The sequence below is a fragment of the Pseudoalteromonas sp. CO109Y genome (assembly GCF_004208935.1).
Classification (GTDB): Bacteria; Pseudomonadota; Gammaproteobacteria; order Enterobacterales; family Alteromonadaceae; genus Pseudoalteromonas; species Pseudoalteromonas shioyasakiensis.
In genome coordinates this window covers 1-19,044 of the sequence record NZ_SGPD01000041.1, presented here as the reverse complement: position 1 = coordinate 19,044, position 19,044 = coordinate 1, and the positions used below count along the sequence as shown (strand labels likewise).

General features: G+C 41.3%; 26 protein-coding genes. 16 read left to right on the top strand and 10 right to left on the bottom strand.

What is annotated here, in order from left to right; genetic code table 11:
- Positions 1-2: 2 nt before the first annotated feature.
- On the bottom strand, positions 3-851 hold the full coding sequence (locus EXT43_RS16755) for a LysR family transcriptional regulator (RefSeq protein WP_130167498.1): 849 nt from the start codon (positions 849-851) through the stop codon (positions 3-5).
- A 119-nt stretch (positions 852-970) separates the two neighbouring features.
- Here EXT43_RS16755 and EXT43_RS16750 point away from each other — a divergent pair, with 119 nt between their 5' ends.
- Positions 971-1,633 (top strand): NAD(P)H-dependent oxidoreductase, encoded by a 663-nt coding sequence (locus tag EXT43_RS16750; protein ID WP_062565924.1) that lies wholly within the window; start codon positions 971-973, stop codon positions 1,631-1,633.
- Between the two features lie 68 nt (positions 1,634-1,701).
- Here the strand turns inward: EXT43_RS16750 and EXT43_RS16745 are convergent, their stop codons facing one another.
- Positions 1,702-2,160, bottom strand: coding sequence for a GyrI-like domain-containing protein (locus tag EXT43_RS16745; protein ID WP_062565453.1), 459 nt, complete (start codon positions 2,158-2,160; stop codon positions 1,702-1,704).
- A gap of 192 nt (positions 2,161-2,352) precedes the next feature.
- Here EXT43_RS16745 and EXT43_RS16740 point away from each other — a divergent pair, with 192 nt between their 5' ends.
- The 6 genes from EXT43_RS16740 to EXT43_RS16715 all read left to right on the top strand — a co-directional run bounded on the left by EXT43_RS16740 (position 2,353) and on the right by EXT43_RS16715 (position 7,053).
- Positions 2,353-2,979, top strand: a complete 627-nt coding sequence (locus tag EXT43_RS16740; protein ID WP_062565452.1) for a fused MFS/spermidine synthase — start codon at positions 2,353-2,355, stop codon at positions 2,977-2,979.
- Positions 2,964-3,854 carry a fused MFS/spermidine synthase gene (locus EXT43_RS16735; protein WP_062565451.1) on the top strand — a complete coding sequence of 297 codons (891 nt, stop codon included), beginning with the start codon at positions 2,964-2,966 and terminating at the stop codon, positions 3,852-3,854. Before EXT43_RS16740 ends, EXT43_RS16735 begins: the two co-directional genes overlap by 16 nt.
- Positions 3,851-4,327, top strand: a complete 477-nt coding sequence (locus EXT43_RS16730; RefSeq protein WP_130167497.1) for a TlpA disulfide reductase family protein — start codon at positions 3,851-3,853, stop codon at positions 4,325-4,327. The genes EXT43_RS16735 and EXT43_RS16730 overlap by 4 nt, the downstream gene beginning before the upstream one ends.
- Before the next feature lie 135 nt (positions 4,328-4,462).
- Positions 4,463-4,939 carry a MarR family transcriptional regulator gene (locus EXT43_RS16725; RefSeq protein ID WP_058584360.1) on the top strand — a complete coding sequence of 159 codons (477 nt, stop codon included), beginning with the start codon at positions 4,463-4,465 and terminating at the stop codon, positions 4,937-4,939.
- A 4-nt stretch (positions 4,940-4,943) separates the two neighbouring features.
- The gene (locus EXT43_RS16720; RefSeq protein WP_058584361.1) at positions 4,944-6,005 is read left to right on the top strand and encodes an HlyD family secretion protein; all 1,062 of its coding nucleotides are present in this window, start codon (positions 4,944-4,946) and stop codon (positions 6,003-6,005) included.
- Positions 6,006-6,018: 13 nt separating this feature from the next.
- Positions 6,019-7,053, top strand: coding sequence for a DUF2955 domain-containing protein (locus EXT43_RS16715; RefSeq protein ID WP_062565449.1), 1,035 nt, complete (start codon positions 6,019-6,021; stop codon positions 7,051-7,053).
- A 16-nt stretch (positions 7,054-7,069) separates the two neighbouring features.
- Here the strand turns inward: EXT43_RS16715 and EXT43_RS16710 are convergent, their stop codons facing one another.
- Together EXT43_RS16710 and arfB are read right to left on the bottom strand one after the other, a co-directional pair.
- Positions 7,070-7,390, bottom strand: coding sequence for a hypothetical protein (locus EXT43_RS16710; protein WP_062565448.1), 321 nt, complete (start codon positions 7,388-7,390; stop codon positions 7,070-7,072).
- 135 nt (positions 7,391-7,525) lie between these two features.
- Positions 7,526-7,939 carry an alternative ribosome rescue aminoacyl-tRNA hydrolase ArfB gene (gene arfB / locus EXT43_RS16705; RefSeq protein WP_062565447.1) on the bottom strand — a complete coding sequence of 138 codons (414 nt, stop codon included), beginning with the start codon at positions 7,937-7,939 and terminating at the stop codon, positions 7,526-7,528.
- A gap of 112 nt (positions 7,940-8,051) precedes the next feature.
- On the opposite strand from arfB, the gene EXT43_RS16700 reads away from it, so the two are divergent.
- Positions 8,052-8,609 carry a short-chain dehydrogenase gene (locus EXT43_RS16700; protein WP_130167496.1) on the top strand — a complete coding sequence of 186 codons (558 nt, stop codon included), beginning with the start codon at positions 8,052-8,054 and terminating at the stop codon, positions 8,607-8,609.
- A gap of 47 nt (positions 8,610-8,656) precedes the next feature.
- On the opposite strand, the gene EXT43_RS16695 is transcribed toward EXT43_RS16700, so the two are convergent.
- The 4 genes from EXT43_RS16695 to EXT43_RS16680 are packed head-to-tail and all read right to left on the bottom strand — an operon-like array spanning position 8,657 to position 11,060.
- Positions 8,657-9,391: a phytanoyl-CoA dioxygenase family protein gene (locus EXT43_RS16695; RefSeq protein WP_130167495.1), complete on the bottom strand. Its 735-nt coding sequence runs from the start codon at positions 9,389-9,391 to the stop codon at positions 8,657-8,659.
- 3 nt (positions 9,392-9,394) lie between these two features.
- The gene (locus tag EXT43_RS16690; RefSeq protein ID WP_130167494.1) at positions 9,395-9,976 is read right to left on the bottom strand and encodes a uracil-DNA glycosylase family protein; all 582 of its coding nucleotides are present in this window, start codon (positions 9,974-9,976) and stop codon (positions 9,395-9,397) included.
- Positions 9,977-9,995: 19 nt separating this feature from the next.
- Positions 9,996-10,358: a VOC family protein gene (locus tag EXT43_RS16685; RefSeq protein WP_062565443.1), complete on the bottom strand. Its 363-nt coding sequence runs from the start codon at positions 10,356-10,358 to the stop codon at positions 9,996-9,998.
- A 9-nt stretch (positions 10,359-10,367) separates the two neighbouring features.
- The gene (locus EXT43_RS16680; protein ID WP_130167493.1) at positions 10,368-11,060 is read right to left on the bottom strand and encodes an aspartate/glutamate racemase family protein; all 693 of its coding nucleotides are present in this window, start codon (positions 11,058-11,060) and stop codon (positions 10,368-10,370) included.
- Positions 11,061-11,261: 201 nt separating this feature from the next.
- Between EXT43_RS16680 and EXT43_RS16675 the strand changes: the two genes are divergently transcribed.
- The 3 genes from EXT43_RS16675 to EXT43_RS16665 are packed head-to-tail and all read left to right on the top strand — an operon-like array spanning position 11,262 to position 13,536.
- Complete coding sequence (locus EXT43_RS16675; protein WP_240701528.1) at positions 11,262-11,606, top strand: hypothetical protein; 345 nt, start codon at positions 11,262-11,264, stop codon at positions 11,604-11,606.
- Entirely contained in the window at positions 11,603-13,204 is a 1,602-nt protein-coding gene (locus EXT43_RS16670; RefSeq protein WP_130167492.1) for a PepSY-associated TM helix domain-containing protein, read from the top strand. Before EXT43_RS16675 ends, EXT43_RS16670 begins: the two co-directional genes overlap by 4 nt.
- A complete protein-coding gene (locus EXT43_RS16665; RefSeq protein WP_062565440.1) occupies positions 13,201-13,536 on the top strand; it encodes a DUF3325 domain-containing protein in 336 nt (111 codons plus the stop codon). Before EXT43_RS16670 ends, EXT43_RS16665 begins: the two co-directional genes overlap by 4 nt.
- 205 nt (positions 13,537-13,741) lie before the next feature.
- On the opposite strand, the gene EXT43_RS16660 is transcribed toward EXT43_RS16665, so the two are convergent.
- Positions 13,742-14,275, bottom strand: coding sequence for a lipocalin family protein (locus tag EXT43_RS16660; RefSeq protein WP_063528008.1), 534 nt, complete (start codon positions 14,273-14,275; stop codon positions 13,742-13,744).
- Positions 14,276-14,379: 104 nt separating this feature from the next.
- Between EXT43_RS16660 and EXT43_RS16655 the strand changes: the two genes are divergently transcribed.
- From EXT43_RS16655 to ggt, 5 genes are all read left to right on the top strand, one after another.
- Positions 14,380-14,829 carry a YaiI/YqxD family protein gene (locus tag EXT43_RS16655; RefSeq protein ID WP_062565438.1) on the top strand — a complete coding sequence of 150 codons (450 nt, stop codon included), beginning with the start codon at positions 14,380-14,382 and terminating at the stop codon, positions 14,827-14,829.
- On the top strand, positions 14,826-15,368 hold the full coding sequence (locus EXT43_RS16650; RefSeq protein ID WP_240701527.1) for a hypothetical protein: 543 nt from the start codon (positions 14,826-14,828) through the stop codon (positions 15,366-15,368). The genes EXT43_RS16655 and EXT43_RS16650 overlap by 4 nt, the downstream gene beginning before the upstream one ends.
- Positions 15,369-15,438: 70 nt before the next feature.
- Entirely contained in the window at positions 15,439-15,807 is a 369-nt protein-coding gene (locus EXT43_RS16645; RefSeq protein ID WP_063530004.1) for a response regulator, read from the top strand.
- Between the two features lie 25 nt (positions 15,808-15,832).
- Complete coding sequence (locus tag EXT43_RS16640; protein ID WP_130167491.1) at positions 15,833-16,645, top strand: transporter substrate-binding domain-containing protein; 813 nt, start codon at positions 15,833-15,835, stop codon at positions 16,643-16,645.
- Between the two features lie 142 nt (positions 16,646-16,787).
- Positions 16,788-18,485: a gamma-glutamyltransferase gene (gene ggt / locus EXT43_RS16635; protein WP_130167490.1), complete on the top strand. Its 1,698-nt coding sequence runs from the start codon at positions 16,788-16,790 to the stop codon at positions 18,483-18,485.
- Positions 18,486-18,927: 442 nt separating this feature from the next.
- Here ggt and EXT43_RS20935 read toward each other — a convergent pair.
- A partial coding sequence (locus EXT43_RS20935; RefSeq protein ID WP_346470011.1) for an IS3 family transposase occupies positions 18,928-19,044 on the bottom strand: 117 nt, incomplete at its 5' end.

Sequence of the window (19,044 nt, the reverse complement as noted above, 5' to 3'; positions counted from 1 at the left end):
CATTAATTCAGTAACCGCTCAAGCCATTCAATCACAACGTTATGTGTTGCTGTTTCAAAGCGAGACTTTTCGGGAATGTAGTAACACAGTTTTGATTCAACATCTTGGCTATTAAACGATGTTAGTAACCCTGCATCTAGGTATGGTTGTACTAAGGTGTTTGAGCAAAACACCACACCTTTATTGGCGAGCACCTGATTTATACCAAACAGCTCTTGATCGAATGTTTTTACCTTGAAACATGAATCACTTAGGTTATTTACTTTGAGCCACCGCGTTAATGGTGGGGCTGGTAGGGCATTATTTTTCCATTGGCTGGTGTATAAAGTAACCTGTTTATCAAGCCAAGGGGCGCTTTGTTGCGCGTTTGCCGCAAACATATCAAAGCGCTCATATTTGATGATATCTGCTTTGTTTACTTCCTCACTATTTCCTAACCTAACAGGCAAGGTATGCAGTTGCTTATCTAAAGTTTCACTGGTTGATATATCAAGCTGTAAATGTGGTTTCTCGCTATAAAGCTCATCTAAAGCGGGTATTAATCTTAGGGCTGCTAGAGATGATGTTGTGGTGATGCGTACTTGGTTATGTGCTTGGCTCAATTGTTCTATTGCCGCAAAAATAAGCTTAAAGCCGCTAGTTGTGTTTTGGCTCAGGTACTCGCCTGATGGAGTTAAGGTAATCTTTCTCACTTCGCGATGAAATAAGTCAATATTTAAGCGGCTTTCTAGGTTCGCAATGTGGTGCGATACCGCTGTAGGTGTAATCGCAAGCTCAGCGGCGGCTGCTTTAAAGCTACCTAGTCTCGCAGCTGACTCAAAGGCTTTTAAAGCTTGTAATGATATGTGCATAGTTAAACCCACCTAAATTTATAGGTGAGTATAACTTACTTATGGTAAATAATAACTCGTTTGTTAAATATCCCTTATTTATTGATGATACCAACTCATTAACTAATGAGGTATTTACTATGACTACTCTGCTACACATTGATGCTAGTGTGCGTTCAGCTAAAAATGCAAACCCTAATCATGATTCAATCTCTAAAAATATTGCTAAGAAATTTGTAAATCATTTACAGCAAAATAATGCTATAGCTGAGTATATTTATCGTGATGTTGGGATTAATCCACCTTCCTTTATTAATCAATCTTGGATTGGTGCTGTGTTTACGCCAGCCAACAAGTTAACGCTAGAGCAAAAAGAAGTACTGGCTGAATCTGATGAATTGATAAATGAATTAGTTAAGGCTGATACCATAGTGATATCAACGCCTATGTATAACTATGGCATGCCTGCGCAATTAAAAGCATGGTTTGATCAAATCGTTAGGATCAATAAAACGTTTGATTTTGACTTGCAGCGGGGGGATTTTCCTTTGCAACCATTGTTAACAGGTAAACGTTTGCTGGTTATTACCTCAACGGGTGAGTTTGGTTTTGAGGTCGGTGGTATACGCGAGAGTATGAGCCATTTAGTGCCGCACATTAAAACCTTGAGTAAGTATTTAGGTGCTGAGCACATTGATGAAATTGCCTGTGAGTATCAAGAATTTAACGACCAAAGACATCAACGTTCTTTGACTAACGCTTATGCTAAAGCAGAACAATTAGCGCTGAGATACGCCAATTAAGCAAACAAAAAGCCGCAATAAGCGGCTTTATCTGTAATGGGGCTTTACACTAAAAATAGGGGTTGGCGTTATTCAACTGAAATGAATACTTCAACTTCTTCACTGCTTTTATAAAACTCATAGTCAGTTTTATATGCACGAATATGAGGGCACTGTTCATTACTAAAGTACTGCCAAACTTGGCCCCAAACATCGATGACGGTTTGTGGCATTGCTCCTTTGCCACTAAAGCGAAGGTAGTTACCTGTGGCGAGTGTAGTTTGTTCTATCTCTGATGATGTGACTTGCATGTCAGTACACGCAAAGACATCAAACTCCCCTGTGACATCAGATTCATAATGAGTATACACGCCATAAACTTGACTAGATGGGGTTAATTTTGGCGCTATGTCTGTGTAAAACTGCTGCCATAGGCCCGCTATTTTGGCACTTTCCCCACTCATTTCATTAATATTGCTGGTGCGAACTTTGAGGCCAAATAAAGTCGTTGGGTTGTCGATATTGATGTGTGTTACTTGCTGATCCATTGCATTTATCCTTGCTTAATTTGTTCCCAGTAAAATACCAGAGCACATGTACTTTAACCTAGCCTTTTTAATTATTTATTTTAAAAAGACTATATTTTGTCAACGGCCTTTACAGCTTAAAAAACAGTCATGGCATCCTTATCTGCATCAGGTTAAGATGGGTAAAATAACAACAAAATCAGCGGGTGTTTAATGAATAAAATCAATGCGCTTATCTACTTTTTAGCCTTTAGTAGCGGCTTTTGCATTATGGGAATTGAGCTTTTAGGCGGGCGAATTTTAGCGCCGTACTTTGGTAGCAGTGTGCATATATGGGGCAGTATTATCACTGTATTTATGTTGAGCTTATCTTTCGGCTATTTACTTGGCGGTAAGCTCTCAACCCGCAATCCTTCGTTAACTAAATATGGTCTCATTTTCTTTGTAGCGAGTATTATGGTGGTGCCAATAGTATTGTTTGCTGAGCCAATTATGACCTTTATTTTCACCCATGTTGAAGACAGTCGTTACGGCTCGTTGCTGGCATCAACGGCGTTGTTTTTTATTCCTACAACAATACTCGGTATGATCTCACCTTACTCAGTGCGATTATTGGTTACCGATCATGAAAAAAGTGGCCAGGTTGCCGGTGGTTTGTATTTTGTGAGCACCCTAGGTAGTGCGCTTGGTACGATTATTACCTCTTTTTATATGGTGTTAGCGTTTGATGTTAACGACATCATTAAAACCTTTGCAGCGGTATTAGGCGCGCTTGGTTTGCTTGCAATTGCGGTTAGTCAAATAAAAACAAAGGAGCGTACTGTATGTTTAGAGTCTTAATGGTTTGTTTGCTCATGACATTGCCTTTTAGCAGCTTAGCCGAAGTAATACATAAAGAGCGCTCGCTTTATCGAAATATTTTAGTGGAGAAGACAGGCGATTTACTGTGTTTAAAATTTAACGAAAAAACCCGTAAAAGTACGCAAAGTTGTATGTATAAGAGTGAGCCTAAAAAGCTGGTGTTTAATTACACCAAAATGACGTTCGCAAGCTTACTATTTATTGATGATCCTAAAAATGTATTGATCATAGGTTTAGGAGGAGGTTCACTCTCTAATACCATTCATGAGCTTTACCCTAGCGCTCATATCGAAAATGTCGAAATTGACCCCGCGGTAATAAAAGTTGCCCGTGATTATTTTAGCTTTGTAGAAACTAATAACGTAACGTCTAAGGTGCAAGATGGCCGAATTTTTATTAAACGTGCCGCACTTAAAAAACAAAAGTACGATTGGATTATTCTTGATGCCTTTAACGGCGATTATATCCCTGAGCACCTCCTCACTAAGGAGTTTTTTGCGGAAGTAAAAAGTGTTTTGGCTGATGGCGGAATTGTCGCTGCAAATACTTTTTCATCGAGTAAATTGTACCAGCATGAGTCGGCAACTTACTTCGATGTGTTTGGTGACTTTGTTAATGTTGTGACCGATGAAAACTCTAATCGCATTATTTTAGCTGGCTTCGAGACTATGCCTAGCCAGCAACAGTTAGCCGAACGCGTCAACAAACTCGCAAATAAGCTAACCCCTTACGATGTTGATTTGCAGTTACTCAGCGAGCATTTGTTTTATACTAAGGGTAATCAAGATTGGCCAGCGGATACCAAGGTGCTCACTGACCAATATTCACCAGCGAATTTATTAAATTATCAATGATCAAATACGCCTTAATTGCATGTCTTTTATTTACCAGCTCTGCTGCTATGGCAGAGCCCCCTTCTCCCCCACCTTTAGCTGCAAGTCAGCAGCAGTTGTCTAAACTATTAAATCAATACAAAGGGCAAGTCGTGTTACTCGATTTTTGGGCATCTTGGTGCAGCCCGTGCCGACGCTCGTTTCCTTGGTTTATAGCGATGCAGAGCAAGTATCAACAGCAAGGGCTTGAAGTGATAGCTGTAAATATTGATGTTGAGCGCGGTGATGCCGATGCATTTTTAGCTGAGTTTGCAGTTAACTTTAATATTATTTACGACCCAGATGCTGTTATTGGCAGACAATATCAACTTAAAGGGATGCCGAGCAGCTTTTTAATCGATAAAGAAGGCGTAGTACGGTTCCAACACGCAGGGTTTGTAGCTGATAAATTAGACCTCTATGAAAGCCATATCAAAGAGTTAATTGCTAAATAGTGTTATCTATCAGATAACTTTTGCAGTTGTTCGCTTTTATCGAACACAGCTATCTATTTTATTAATTGCACTAATATTTACTTAGCATGCTAACTACATTAAAATAGTTAGCATGCTAAGTAAATGGAGCGCATCATGTCTTCCACTCCCCCTTTTCACGAAACTCTTGATTTAACATTATGCGGCAGTATGGGCCGTGTGCATCGTTTATGTCGCGATGCTGTCACTTTGGCGGTTGAGCCTTTGGGTCTTACCCAATCTCGCTGGACCGCGATGATGCACCTGTTTCATCTAAACCAAGGTTGTACGCAACAAGAGTTAGCAAATAGCTTAGGCATTGAAATGCCTTCACTAACTCGCACTATTAAGCAGCTTGAGCAACAAGAGATTATTGCTCGTAAAGCTGACGCTGAAGATAAACGCAGTAAACGTCTGTATTTCACTGAGCAAGGTCTACAATTGTTAGACACATTGCAGGTGATTATTGCCGATGTGAAAGAGCACCTTTATGCCGATTTAACCACCGAGCAACTCGATACCATGGCGCATGGCTTAATTCAGATGGAACAGAATGCCCGTCAGTGTATCCGTCATTATTCAGGAGATAAGTAACGTTATGACACCAGATCAAAAGTTTGCCCGTTACGTAAAAATCTCTTTAGCGGGTTTTATTGTTTTATTTTTATATTTTGTGATTGCCGATTTGTATATGCCTGTTACACCGCAGGCCCGTGTGTATCATCCGGTTGTGCAAGTGACCCCACAGGTAAGTGGTCGTGTGACTGACGTGTTAGTGACTAATAATCAAGCCGTCGAAAAACAGCAAGCCTTGTTTAAGATTAACGATGAGCCTTTTGAGCTTGCCGTGCAACAAGCTGAACTTGCATATGATGATGCAAAACTACAAAACCAACGTTTAGATAGTAGTGTGAAAGCAATAGAAGCACAGTTAGCGGCTGCTCAAGCTAAGCTACATGAGCAAACGTTGCTGTTTGAACGCGGTGAGTCGCTATTGAAAAAGCGTTCTATTTCAGAGCAAGAGTACGAAACTATCAATGCGAACTATCAATCAAGCAAAGCCAATGTGGCTGCAATTGAAGCCCAGCTTAGCGAGGCTAAATTAGCGCGCGGTAAAATAGGGGATGACAATTTAGCGCTTCGTCATGCTCAAAACCAGCTTGAACAAGCGAAACTAAACCTGTCGTACACCACAGTGACAGCCGATACCGACGGTAAAACAGCAAACTTACAGGTAACACCGGGTACCTATGCTAATAAGGGCCAACCGTTAATGGCGATAGTTGCTAATAAAGCTGATTTAGTGGCTGATTTTCGTGAAAAGTCTTTAGTTCACGTACAAGTTGGTAGCACTGCAAAAGTCAGCTTTGATGCGCTACCGGGCAAAGTGTTTACAGGCAAAATTGTTAGTTTTGAAGCGGGTGTGAGTGATGGCCAGCTTAATGCTAACGGTTTACTCAGTGCTACTGAAAGCAGCAACCGTTGGGTACGAGATGCACAGCGTCAACGTATCCATATTCAGCTAGATGAACACCAGATGCTGGCAAAATTTCCAAGTGGTGCGCGTGCAACTGTGCAACTTCTGCCTGACTCTAGCATTGGCAGTTGGTTTGCAAGCATGCAAATTCGCTTCATTAGTGTTCTGCACTTCATTTACTAAGGCTGGGTGAATTATGTCAGTATTGCAACTCGATGGTAATGGCTTACGCCAAGCGCTACGCATTGCTACGGGCTCAGCATTAGGGTTTTCACTGGCAAAATTGATGAACTGGCCGAATGGCATCTTTTTCACTGTTTACCCTATGTTACTGCTCGGTTTAGTGCCTGTGCTTAACATGCATATTATTCGTCAGTTTTACGCAGGCGCGGTGTTTAGTGCGCTGTTTGTGCTGGTTGTGCAAGGGCTGTTTGCACACTTGCCTGTTGTAATGACAATGATGAGCTTTATAGCCTTTGCCTTTTTGTTCTATCAAATGAGCCGTGGCGCTAACTTTTTATTTGGCGCCACAACGGTGGTGAGTTTGTCGATTCAATTGCATTTTTCGACCTACACCGGCGGTGGTGTCAGTATTTATCCGCTGATCATTAGTAACGCTGTTGCAGTTGTCGTAACTGTGCTGTTTTCGATGCTAATGCATGGTTTATTCCCTGATGTTGCACCACGGCAAGGTCGGGTAATGCCAGAGAAAGCAAAAGAAAGTATACGCCACGAAGTATTGCTTTGTTCAACCGTCGCGACTTTATCATTTGTTGTATTTCAGGTATTTGATTTACAAGACTCTATCTCTGCTCAAGCAGCCTCGGTACTGATATTGTTTTCATTGTGCTGGAAAGCGGCGGGTATGGCAGCATGGCAGCGCGCGATAGGCACCTTAATCGGTTGTAACTTAGCGTTAGTGGCACAGTTATTTTTGTATAACCATACCGATATTTTGATATTTCCTGCGTTAATTCTGTGGATTTTGACCTTTATCTTTAGTCGTTATCACATAATTGGTGGCGGTATTCCGGGTGTTGGCTTTGGTATTATCACCACATTTGGTATTTTATTTGGCCAGTCATTAGGGCCGGGGCAAGATCTGGTTTACAGCGCGCTCTATCGTTTTTCGTCGGTGTCTGTGGCCATACTATTGAGCTTATGTGCGGTGTATATAATGCATCACATCTTAAATCGCTTTGCAATGACTAGGCATCACACGTTTGATTAAAGATTAAAAAAGGGAGTTAATCAGAACTCCCTTTTTTATTGATATTTGGTTCGAAAATTGTAGGTAGAGACTTAAGTAAATCGTCTTGTTTCTTTACGACACTCTGTACACAGGTTTTTGAGGCGACATCTGCAACCCAAGCGCCCCATTGTGAACTGCCAGGCTCTTCTCCTGGGGTTGCCCACCATCTGGCTTTATAAAGAATTTCGTTGTAACAGGTTTCACTACCTTGCGGATACGCGCTTCCGGCTTGCCATGAATCTACAGCAAAACTCGACATAGGCAAAGCTGACAGCGTTATCATTGCAGCGGCAACAATGCGTGATTTCTGGCCCATACGCGGCTCCTTCATTAATGGTGAGATTGTATGACTATTATAGACGCGGCAGGATTAACCATCAATTAACTTTGTTAACAAGTTACACTTCTTTACAGTTCTGCTTATTTTTGACACGATCTTCTGATGTGAAAGTTAGAATTTTACATTTTTTCTTAATGCTTTTGTTTGTCCTCTTTTTGTTTTAGAGTCCATGCGCTTTCTCTGGGAATTTTTACTTGGTTTTGTTGCTCTTCGTTTCTTTTGTATTTGTGTTGCATTAATGATTAATTCTTTCAAACGATTAAGCGCATCTTCTTTGTTCATTTCTTGCGTGCGATGACTTTGCGACTTTATGACAATAACGCCCTCTTTGGTAATTCGAGAATCATTTAAATTAAGTAAACGTTGTTTGTAAAAGTCAGGTAACTTTGAGCGATTAATATCAAAACGAAGATGAATAGCTGTAGCTACTTTATTGACGTTCTGCCCGCCTGCGCCTTGCGAGCGGATCGCACTAAAGTCGAGTTCCCATTCATCAATTTTGACGGTATTAGAAATAATTAACATCAGGTTCAGTTAGCTATGGTAAAAAAGGTATTGTAACATTTGTAATTGGCTAAACATAATAGCTCGACTATTTGCGCCGGTTGCTAACCATTTTGAAAGAAAGGAGATCACGATGAAAGCACTACTTATTTCTATGAGCCTACTTGCGATGAGTTTTTCTTGCTTCGCAGAAGATATTACTGAAAGCCAGCTACAGCGTTATATAAAAGCCTTACCTGCTGTGGTCAATTGGTCACAAAATCAGTCTGAATTAGATACTGTAAATCTCGGTGGTATGCTAGGTAGTTCTGATGGTGTTGACAGTTCGTCAGTAATGGATGCATTAGGCCACATTAAAGATCACGAGCTATACACAGAGTTTGAAGCCCTGACCAAGCAATATGGTTTCACACCTGAGCAGTTAGTTACTGTTGGCTCAGAGGTATCAATGGCGTATTTAGAAAACCTTAAAGCGGGTATGTCAGAAGAGAACAAGCAACGTGTAAATCAAGCAATGAGTGGTTTACAAAGCCTTACAGCATCTTCATCTGATGCGGGGACTCGCTCAATGGCAGGTGCTTTAGAAGGTGTTAAAGCAAGTACTGCAACAGCAAATGTTAGCGAAAGTAACGTTAACTTAGTTAAGCAGTATATGCCGCAGTTAAAAGAATTGTTCGCAATGTTGCAGTAACTGCACAATAAAATAAAGAAAGCGGCTAAGAAGCCGCTTTTTTGTGCTTACTTGAATACCATAGGGTTTTTTAGATGCTGCTTTTGTTGTGCAGTTGGTAAAAATCCAGTTTGTACAAACTCATTAAGGCTTGGGTGACGTTCAAAGTATAAAATATCTAGGGCAAAACGATTCATACCGTATAAGCCCCGATGGATCATATTTGCCGAAAATATGAGTAAGTCACCTTTTTTGAGTGCTACACTTTTACCACGAGTTAGTGAGTCACTATTTCGAGCGCCCTGCTGTTCTAATCTAACTATTAATTCTTCATCTGAATCCCAGTTTTTATGGCTGCTTGGTATTAGCTCTATTCCCGGCTCATCTTCAAAAGCAACGCGGCAATGCAACACTTCAGGGCCGCTAAGAGCGGCCTTTTGCGCATCAAGCTCTAAGTGATACTGCATATCGCGATGCCAATAATTTGCCTGTTTAGGGTTGTAAGGGTTAAAGAATAGTTGAGTATTCATAAACTGGGGCTCAGCAACAATACCCTTAACCTGTTTCAATAGTGTGTTGGCGCTGACAAACTCAAAAAGAGCAAACTTTTCCTCAACACTTAAACATGCAGCACCAGTCAAACCTGAGCTATTAATCCCTCTGGATTGGTAAAAAGATTGGTTTTCTTGCAACCAGTGATGATGAAATTTATTGAGAATTGCCCTTACCTTGCTAAGCTCACTCTCTGTGTAAAGGCCCTTTACATGGTAGTAGCCGTTTTCAGCAAAAAAGTTATTTTCCATTTTTTACCTTGCTAAAATTGCACGTATTTTACTACTAAGCTCAGGCAATACTTGTTGCTCAAACCACGGATTTTTCTTTAGCCAGATATTATTGCGAGGGCTTGGGTGAGGAAGTGGCAAGTAATTTGGCCAATATTCACGCCACGATTTTACTAACTCAGTTAAAGGTAGCTGCTTAGTGTGGGGTAAATGATATGCCTGCGCGTACTTACCTAAGATAATGGTGAGCTCAATATTATTAAGTTGCGCTAAGAGTTTTTCACGCCATGCAATCGCGCACTCTTTTCTTGGCGGTAAATCACCTGATTTTCCTTTGCCCGGGTAACAAAAGCCCATCGGCAAGATAGCAAAATTGCGCTCATCGTAAAACTCATCACTCGTTACACCAAGCCAACATCGAAGCCTTTGCCCGCTTGCATCATTAAACGGTTTGCCACTTTCATGCACTTTAATTCCCGGTGCTTGACCAGCAATTAAAATGCGAGCCTGTGGATTAAACTGAATAACGGGCCGCGCTCCGAGTGGTAAATGAGGTTCGCAGATCACGCATTTACTAACTTGTTCTAATAATGATTGAGTACTCATGAGTTAGTAAAAATATGATCTATGCTTGCTTTGACCAAACTGCTAACTCATTACCACTTGGCTCTGTGAAGTGAAAACGACAGCCTCCAGGAAAATCAAACAAGGGTTTAATAATTGTGCCGCCGTGTTTTTCTACCTGTGCTTGAGTCTCTTTAATATTATTTGAATAAAGCACCAGTAGCGCGCCGCCATTATTGGTTAAGCTAGTTAATGGGGCTTGATAAAAACCGCCATCAAGGCCCGCTGATTCAGCGCTAAAGGCCGTGTATTCAGGGCCATAGTCGGTAAATTGCCATTTAAAAACCTGATGAAAAAATGCCTTTGTTGCGGCTAAATCTTTAGCAGCAAATTCAACATAATTTAAGCTATGGTGGTTCGACATGGTGTGCTCCTAATTTAAACTATTCTCAAGCGCCATAGCGCAATGAAGTGCTGTACTATCAAGTAATGGAATAGATGTATCTGATTGTTGAACTAACAGCGCTATTTCGGTGCAACCAAGAATAATGGCTTCAGCACCTTGCTGAGTTAGATCATCAATAATGGTTAAATACTCAGCTTTAGATTCTGGGCTAATAATGCCTTTACATAGTTCATCATAAATCACTCGATGCACTGTTTCACGCCCCTGTGTATCAGGAATTAACACATCTATGGCGAATTTATCAGCTAGGCGTTGCTTGTAAAAGTCTTGTTCCATAGTGAACTGGGTGCCCAACAAAGCCACTTTTTTAAAGTTATGTTGGATCAGGTTTTCACCAACTGCATCTGCAATGTGTAACAAAGGAATTGCAACCGCAGCTTGCACTTGCTCAGCTAGTTTGTGCATGGTGTTGGTACAAATTAATAAATAATCCGCACCCGCGGCTTCAACTTGCTTAGCGGCCTTAATGAGTATCTCGGCCATCTGTGGCCAATCTTGTTGCTGTTGAAGCACAGCTATTTCGGCAAAATCGAGGCTAACGAGTACTATCTTGGCACTATGCAGCCCCCCCAGTTTGTTTTTAACACCTTGATTTAAAAGCTGGTAGTAACTTTGTGTAGATTCCCAACTCATGCCACCGATTAAGCCTATTGTTTTCATTTCAGCTCCCTTTTTATTTACTTAACACCATATGATATTGCACAGAACAAAGCTAGCAGATCATTATTTTACTAACAGATCGACTTAGTTGGTTCTGTTTCATTATTTTATACGTGCATGCAAATGATAATTACTATCTTTTCTGTTTGTCGGCGATATAATACGGGGTTTTCTTCTCGTGTTATTTTTTAAGGGATTATCATGCATTCTCAATCATTAGATGCAGTGACTACCAATCGCCCTAAAAATACAGCTAAAAAGAGCTCTGTGAGCCTATCTTATCGTTTTGCTGTGTTTTTGCGTTTCGTTGCAGCCATCATTGGTGGTTACGCCTTTACCAGTGTGCTTATTTCATTACTAGCTGTGTTATTACCACTTAATAAACTCGACAGCGTGCTGTTAACCACGACTCTATCGGTATTTTTTTACTGTTGTGTGTTTATTTGGGTATTTGCCGTTAAGTCTTTAAAGACTGTTTGGATCACTATTTTACTAACAACTAGTGGGCAATTGCTGGCCCTTTCATTGATTAAGGATTGGTTATGAAAGAGAGCTTTTTCCGCTCAATGACTTGGCTTCATACCTGGGTTGGCTTATTGGTATGCTGGTTACTGTTCTTAATCTTTTTTGCTGGCACCATCAGCTTTTTTAAAGATGAAATCACTATTTGGGCCAAGCCTGAAACGCACCATGTGCAGCATCAAGCACAACGGGTTCAGTCTCAAGCCGAGCAAATTAATTATGTGTTTGCGCAATTACAGCAACAGGCACCTAATTCATTATCTTGGCGGATAAACTTACCTGAGCCGCGTAACCCTGTTTTAAGCTATGGGTTTGCTGAGCCTAAACAGCCTGGTCAGCGCCGTGCACCTTTCAACTATACACATCTAGACCCTAATACCTTAGAGCAATTACCCGAACCTCGGGAAACTAAGGGGGGTAACTTTTTCTATCGCTTACACTTTGATTTACATTACATAGATGTATTTACTGCAAGGATAATTGTTTGTTTAGCCTCATTATTTATGTTGGTAGCGCTTATAACAGGCATAGTGATCCACAAACGTATTTTTAAAGATATGTTTAGCTTTAGAGCAAACAAAGGCAGCCGAAGTTGGCTCGATGCACACAATGTTTCGTCGGTGGTGGCACTGCCATTTCATATCATGATCACCTACACGGGGATTATCACGCTTATATTTATGCTGTTCCCCTACCCTGCCGAGACTGTATATGAAAATGGCTTAAGGCAAATGTTTGATGAGGCATTGCCTATTAATAAACGTGCAAAGCCCAGTGAAGAGCAGCGCCCTATGGTGGCAATCAAAGATGTGTTAGATCAGATTTATACTAAGTCACCGAATGCCGACATTAGCTACGTGTTTGTTAGAAATGCCAATACAGCGACCTCACAAATCGTGGTTTATTTGGCAACCGGCAAAGAGGTTGTAGATAACGGACCACGCTACTTATTTAGTGGTGTAACAGGTGAGCTTGAAGCGAGTTCTGGCGAAGATTGGAGCGCTTCGGCGCAGTTTTATGACTCAATGACGGCATTACATAGCGGTCGTTTAGCCGAGCCGTTGCTACGTTGGTTATATTTTTTCTGTGGTGTAGCTGGCTGTGCCATGATAGCTACAGGCTGCATCATGTGGGCAAAGCGCTTACGCGAGAGGCTCAAAGCAGAGCAAAAACCAAGCTTTGGGCTTAAGCTCGTTGAGACACTAAATTTAGCCACCCTGATGGGTTTACCAATTGCAACCGCAGCGTTCTTCATTGCTAATCGATTATTACCTTTAGGGTTAGCCGGGCGTGCCGATAAAGAAATACTCGTGTTTTTCTTAGCTTGGCTGGCGATGCTAATCGTTGCTGTGATCGGCCGAGAAAAACGCCACTGGCGCTATAGTGCTTGGCTTAACGCTGCTGCTTGCTTATTAGTACCTGTGGTAAATGCGTTGACAACAGATGGTAATTGGATCACGTATTTACTAACTCAGCAGTGGGCCTTATTCGGTATTGATAGTGCGTTTATTTGTGCTGGGCTGCTGTTTTTACTACAAAGCAAAAAAATACCTAGCCATAAAACCGCTACAAATAAGACTAAATTAAATAAAAACAGGCTGTTAAAGGAGCAACAAGGATGATGGAGTTACTGCAATTTAGTCTCTGCTTTTTAGGCTTTAATTGTTTTGCACTTGCAAAATTCAATCATTTCCGTGATGTATTTAAAAAGAAATTAACCGAAAAACAGCGAAGTAGCTTTTTATTCAGCGGCTGGATCAGTATTTTACTAAGTTTGGTGCTTTGCGTGCTGTCAGATGCTGGGTACGGCGCATTGCTATTTTGCGGTTATATGGCTTTAAGTGTACTTATGCTCATGATTTTATACAGTTTTACTGTTTCATGGGTAAAGCATGTCAGTGTATTAACTATGTCTGTTTTGCTGTTGAGTGGCTTTTCGGTGATGATTTTGTAGTGTAGTTAGTAAAAAACTGATCTGATACCAATTTGCAATAGTGCTTAATTAAGTAATAAAAAAATGGGTAGGCAATGCCTACCCAAGCAGGGGATTAAATTGGGGGATCACATGTTGTTTCAAATTAACGACGCTAAGTTTGCCTAGCATCCATTACAGTTGTGTTGCACATTCGTGATAGTTTAAAGACAGGTGTAAAGCCCCTTTACAAGCTCTCATGGTCAACATAAATAAGTTCGTCTGTTTTAAAACCATATTCTTTTGCTGTGTTTATAAAGTCCTGCATTTGCTGTTCTGTCACGGTCGGTGTGCGCGACAAAAACCATAAATACTCTTTGTTATAGCCAGTAATATAAGCGTATTGATAGTCTTGCTTATCTAATTCAAACACTACATATGAGCTATAGAATGGCCCAAAGAATGATACCTCTAAGTGACCAATGTCTTGTTGCTCTGCAAACTTCGCTTTACCTTCAGCTTGCTGCCATTCTTTATCTTCGGCGCTGTAACCTTTATTGATAACTTTTACACTGCCATCAGGGTTAATTGAGTATTCAGCGGTAATGCCCTCAAGGCCGCGTTCAAATGAATGATCTAAACGTGCAATTTCGTACCAGGTTCCTGTGTATTTGTTTAGCTCAAAATTATCGACGGGTTTGATGTTGTCTGGCACGCCTGTACACGCAGATAAAATGGCTGTGATACATAAAACCCCGATTAACTTTAATGATGTTTGCACGTTTTTACTCCCTTTAAAAATTAAACAAATTAATACGTTAATAGCACTAATTTAGTTCAATTACGGTAAACTATTAATGTCTAAAATTAAAGATTGAGAACAGCATGAAGATTTGGGTTGATGCAGACGCCTGCCCCGTCGTTATTAAAGAAATATTGTTTCGTGCCGCAGAGCGCACACAAACCTTTACCACATTAGTGGCGAACCATGCGATGCGAGTGCCACCCTCAAAGTTTATTAGCCGTTTGCAGGTATCTTCTGGGTTTGATATTGCCGATAACGAAATTGTTAAGCGCATCGAGCCAAATGATTTGGTGATCACCGGTGATATTCCTTTAGCTGCTGAAGTTATCGAAAAAGGTGCCCAAGCGCTTAATCCACGCGGTGAGTTGTATACGACTGAAAACATTCGCTCACGTTTAAATGTTCGTGATTTTATGGAAACAATGCGCTCAAGTGGCGTTGAAATGGCCGGTGGCCCGCCGCCGTTAAGCCAAGCTGACCGCCAAAACTTTGCAAATAACCTAGATCGAATCCTCGCTAAAAAGTCATGAGTGTCGTTAAAAGTATGCCACTGCAGGGTTTTGGTGATGAAGCCTTTAGAGTCGCTGTTTATATAGAAAAGCGCCCGCCGATGCCTGCTTGGCAACAGCTTAAGCATTTGCATGTAATGCAACCCGGCCACATAAACGAAATAAACCAAGCATGTGGCAATGGTTGGCGCAAAGTTTTTAATGTGTATGGCAAAGTACTTTTTGCACTACCAAGTGAATATTATGATTTTGCTAAAAGAGCACCTGATTGGCAGAGCTTTCGCGATGAACAACTACTGCAAACACATAGCCAAACTGCATTACTGTTTAGCCCACCGATATTAGGCAAACCAGAGCAATTACATATAATTGCAGGGCGAACCCATGCTAAGCAGCTTATAAATGACGGGCTTTTGCATTGCCAGCTAACTTGGCTTGACGATGAATTTGCTATTAGTAAATCAGATAAAGTGATTGTTTGCCCCTATTTTGATTACCGCCAGTTGAGCAATATTAAAATTGCACGACTTAGCCAGCTTGTTGCAGATATTTTTTCTTAGTTTCTGGTTTATTGCGTTATTGAGTTAGCAAACTAAGCTTTAAATACTGTAATACTTAATAGTACTCTAGATGAAAATACTGGTCGTTGACGATATGCCACTTATGCGCCATGTGTTGATAAACATGTTGCGTAGGCTTGAATATAAGGATATAACGGAGGCGACTGATGGCGCTCAAGCATTTGATTTACTAGAAAAACACAGCTTTGATCTGGTGATTACTGATTTGCATATGCCGAAAATGGATGGCAAATGTTTGCTTAATCATATTCGCGAAAACCCAGTCCTATGTGATTTACCTGTATTGATGGTAACCTGCGAAGACAGTAAACAAACAGTAAGCGAGATGATCACAGCAAAAGTGAATGGTTTTATCATTAAACCTTTTTGTTTAAATACACTGCAAAAGCAGTTAAGTCGAATTGTTAAACCAGAATAACCTGCAAAAACTGGAGTTAAGAGCGATGTTTAAGCATTTAACAATAGTGAGTTTATTCACTGCCAGCACTGCCATGGCGAGTGCTGAACAATTGACTTTATACACCGAAGTATTCCCTCCCTATAACTTTGTGCAGCACAATCAACTCACCGGTATTAACACCAAAATCATGGAATCTTTGTGTGAAAGAGCCAAGTTGAGCTGTACGTTTAGTGTATTGCCTTGGAAGCGCGCAATGTCACTAACACTCGCCCAACCCAATGCTGGAATTTATTCTACTTCACGCACCGCAAAGCGAGAAACTCAATTTTACTGGGTTGGTCCTTTGGTATCTGGGCATTCATGTTTATACCGTTTAAATGCTCGCAACGACATTAAAGTGACAAGTACACAGTCGTTGCAAAACTACACCATAGGCGTATCTCGTGGTGATGTTTATCAAACCGTTCTTGCTGATTTTAACCTTGCTGAAGGCCTGCAATTTTTAACTTACTCAAAAAAGTTTGAAGAGTTAAAAATGTTTAAGCAAGGTAAGCATGACTTGCTGATTGGCTCCTCTCTCACTCTTTCATCACAGTTGATGAATGTAGGTATGAGCCCAGACCAAGTCACGCCGGTATTTGAGTTAAAGCACCCTGCCTTAGTGGGTAATTACTTAGCACTTAACAAAAATACATCGCCAGAGGTGGTCAATAAGCTGCAACACGCCCTCGATACCATGAAGCAAGAAAAACTGATTGACTCTCTTGTTGATCAGTTTGTAGCAGAGGATATGCACTCTCACGGCGAAGCATTGACAGTTGCACAGCAGTGCTTAAATGGTTCTGCTATTTACTAAATTGGAGTGGTTTTAGGTAAGTTAGCCGCTGTTTTTCTTATTTTTGAAGTCAATCGTGATTTTTCGCGCTAGAACGCAAAGCCATTGCCTCATCTTTAATTGCTTTTTATAGTGATAAAAATAACAAAAAGGGCAAAAAATTATGAAACCAACTCCACTATTTAAAAGCTTAGTGCTAGCAGTATGCTTAGGCGCAACAGGCGCCTCTCAAGCTTACGATCGAATCACTGGCCATAACTTTGCTAGTCGTTCTGAAGTCATCGCACAATCAGGTATGGTTGCAACATCACAGCCGTTAGCTACGCAAGTGGGCTTACAAGTATTAAAAGACGGTGGTAATGCTATTGATGCAGCTATTGCGGCAAATGCAGTGCTTGGTTTGGTTGAACCGACTGGGTGTGGAATTGGTGGCGATTTATTTGCCATTGTTTGGGATAACAAAAGCAAGCAACTTTACGGTTTAAATGCCTCTGGTCGTTCACCACTAAGCTTGTCTTTTGATACTTTAAAAGAACAAGGTGACTACATTCCTGCTTATGGGCCCTTGCCTGTGTCGGTACCTGGTGCGGTAGATGGTTGGTTTGAGTTACATAAAAAGTTTGGCAAAACACCAATGAAAGCCTTACTCCAACCTGCTATCGACTATGCTGAAAATGGCTTCCCTGTGTCTGAACTGATTGCCTATTACATGCAAAAAAGTGTGGCTGCACGAGGTAAATACCCAGGCTTCAAAGATGTTTATATGCCTGATGGGGCAATGCCAGAAAAAGGTGAAATCTTTAAGAACCCTGCCCTTGCAAACACCTATCGTAAAATAGCCAAAGGCGGCCGAGATGCCTTTTACAAAGGCGATATTGCTAAAGAAATTGGTCGCTACATGAAAGAAAACGGCGGCTACTTATCGTATGAAGATTTAGCTGCCCATCATAGTGAATGGGTTAAGCCTGTGAGCGCCGATTATAGAGGGTATACGCTTTGGGAATTGCCACCAAATGGCCAAGGTATTGCTGCACAGCAAATTCTGAATATTCTTGAAGGTTACGATATCAAAGCAATAGGCTTTGATAGCCCTGAATACGTACACACCTTTGTTGAAGCGAAAAAACTCGCGTTTGCAGATCGTGCTAAGTACTACGCCGATCCAGCGTTTAACACCATTCCTGTACAAACACTTATATCGCAGCAATATGCTGACCAAAGACGCAAACTGATAGACCCTAACAAAGCCGCAAAACGTGACCACGCAGGCCCAGTAGAAGGCGATACCATTTATATGACGACCGCCGATAAAGACGGCAACATGGTTTCACTTATTCAAAGTAATTACCGTGGCATGGGCTCAGGTATGACACCGGCAAAATTAGGTTTTGTATTGCAAAACCGTGGCGAAATGTTCGCCCTTAAAAAAGGCCACATGAACCAATATGAGCCAGGCAAACGACCATTTCATACAATCATTCCTGCTTTTGTCACCAAAGATGGCAAGCCATATATGAGTTATGGCGTAATGGGCGGCGCCACACAGCCTCAAATGCACGCTCAAATACTTATCAACATGATTGATTTTGGCATGAACCTGCAAGAAGCCGGTGATGCACCACGTATTCTGCACACAGGTTCATCGCAGCCAACCGGTGAGATTATGGAAGACGGTGGTTTTGTTAGCTTAGAGTCAGGTTTTTCAATGGAAACCCGCCGCGAGTTAATGAAAAAAGGCCACACTTTACAAGACGCGGTTGGCCCATACGGTGGTTATCAAGCTATATTGAAAGACCCAAAAACCGGCGTTTACTACGGCGCATCAGAAACCCGCAAAGACGGCCAGGCTGCGGGGTATTAGGCTCTCGGAATTAAAAAGAGCTGTCAGCTATCAGCCGTCAGCTCTCAGACTCAAAACCATCACCTAGCGAGTTTCAAGAGTAAAGAGTAAAGTTACATCGCGTAGGCGTGAAATTTATTTCGCGCGATGGTTTGTAGGTTGGGTAGAGCGGAGCGAAACCCAACAAGTTAGCGAGTTACAAGGGGAAAGAGTAAAGGCGCTTTAAGCTGTAAGTCATAAGCTTTAAGTCGTTGATACCTACTCGCTGCTGAGATGGATTAGTTACCGTAGGCGTGAAATTTATTTCGCGCGATGGTTCATGGCTCGTATGTTGGGTAGAGCGGAGCGAAACCCAACAAGCTAGCGAGTTTAAAGAGTAAAGTTAGCAAGTTAAAAGAGCTGTCAGCTATCAGCCGTCAGCTCTCAGACTCATGATCTGACCCCGATAAAGTAGACACGGGGTTTAATTAACTTGTTCGTATTGCATGGGACTTTTATACCCAAGGGTGCCATGCCTTCTTACTGAGTTGTAGTATTTTTCAATATAAAAATACGTTTGTGTTGTCATTTCACTACGACT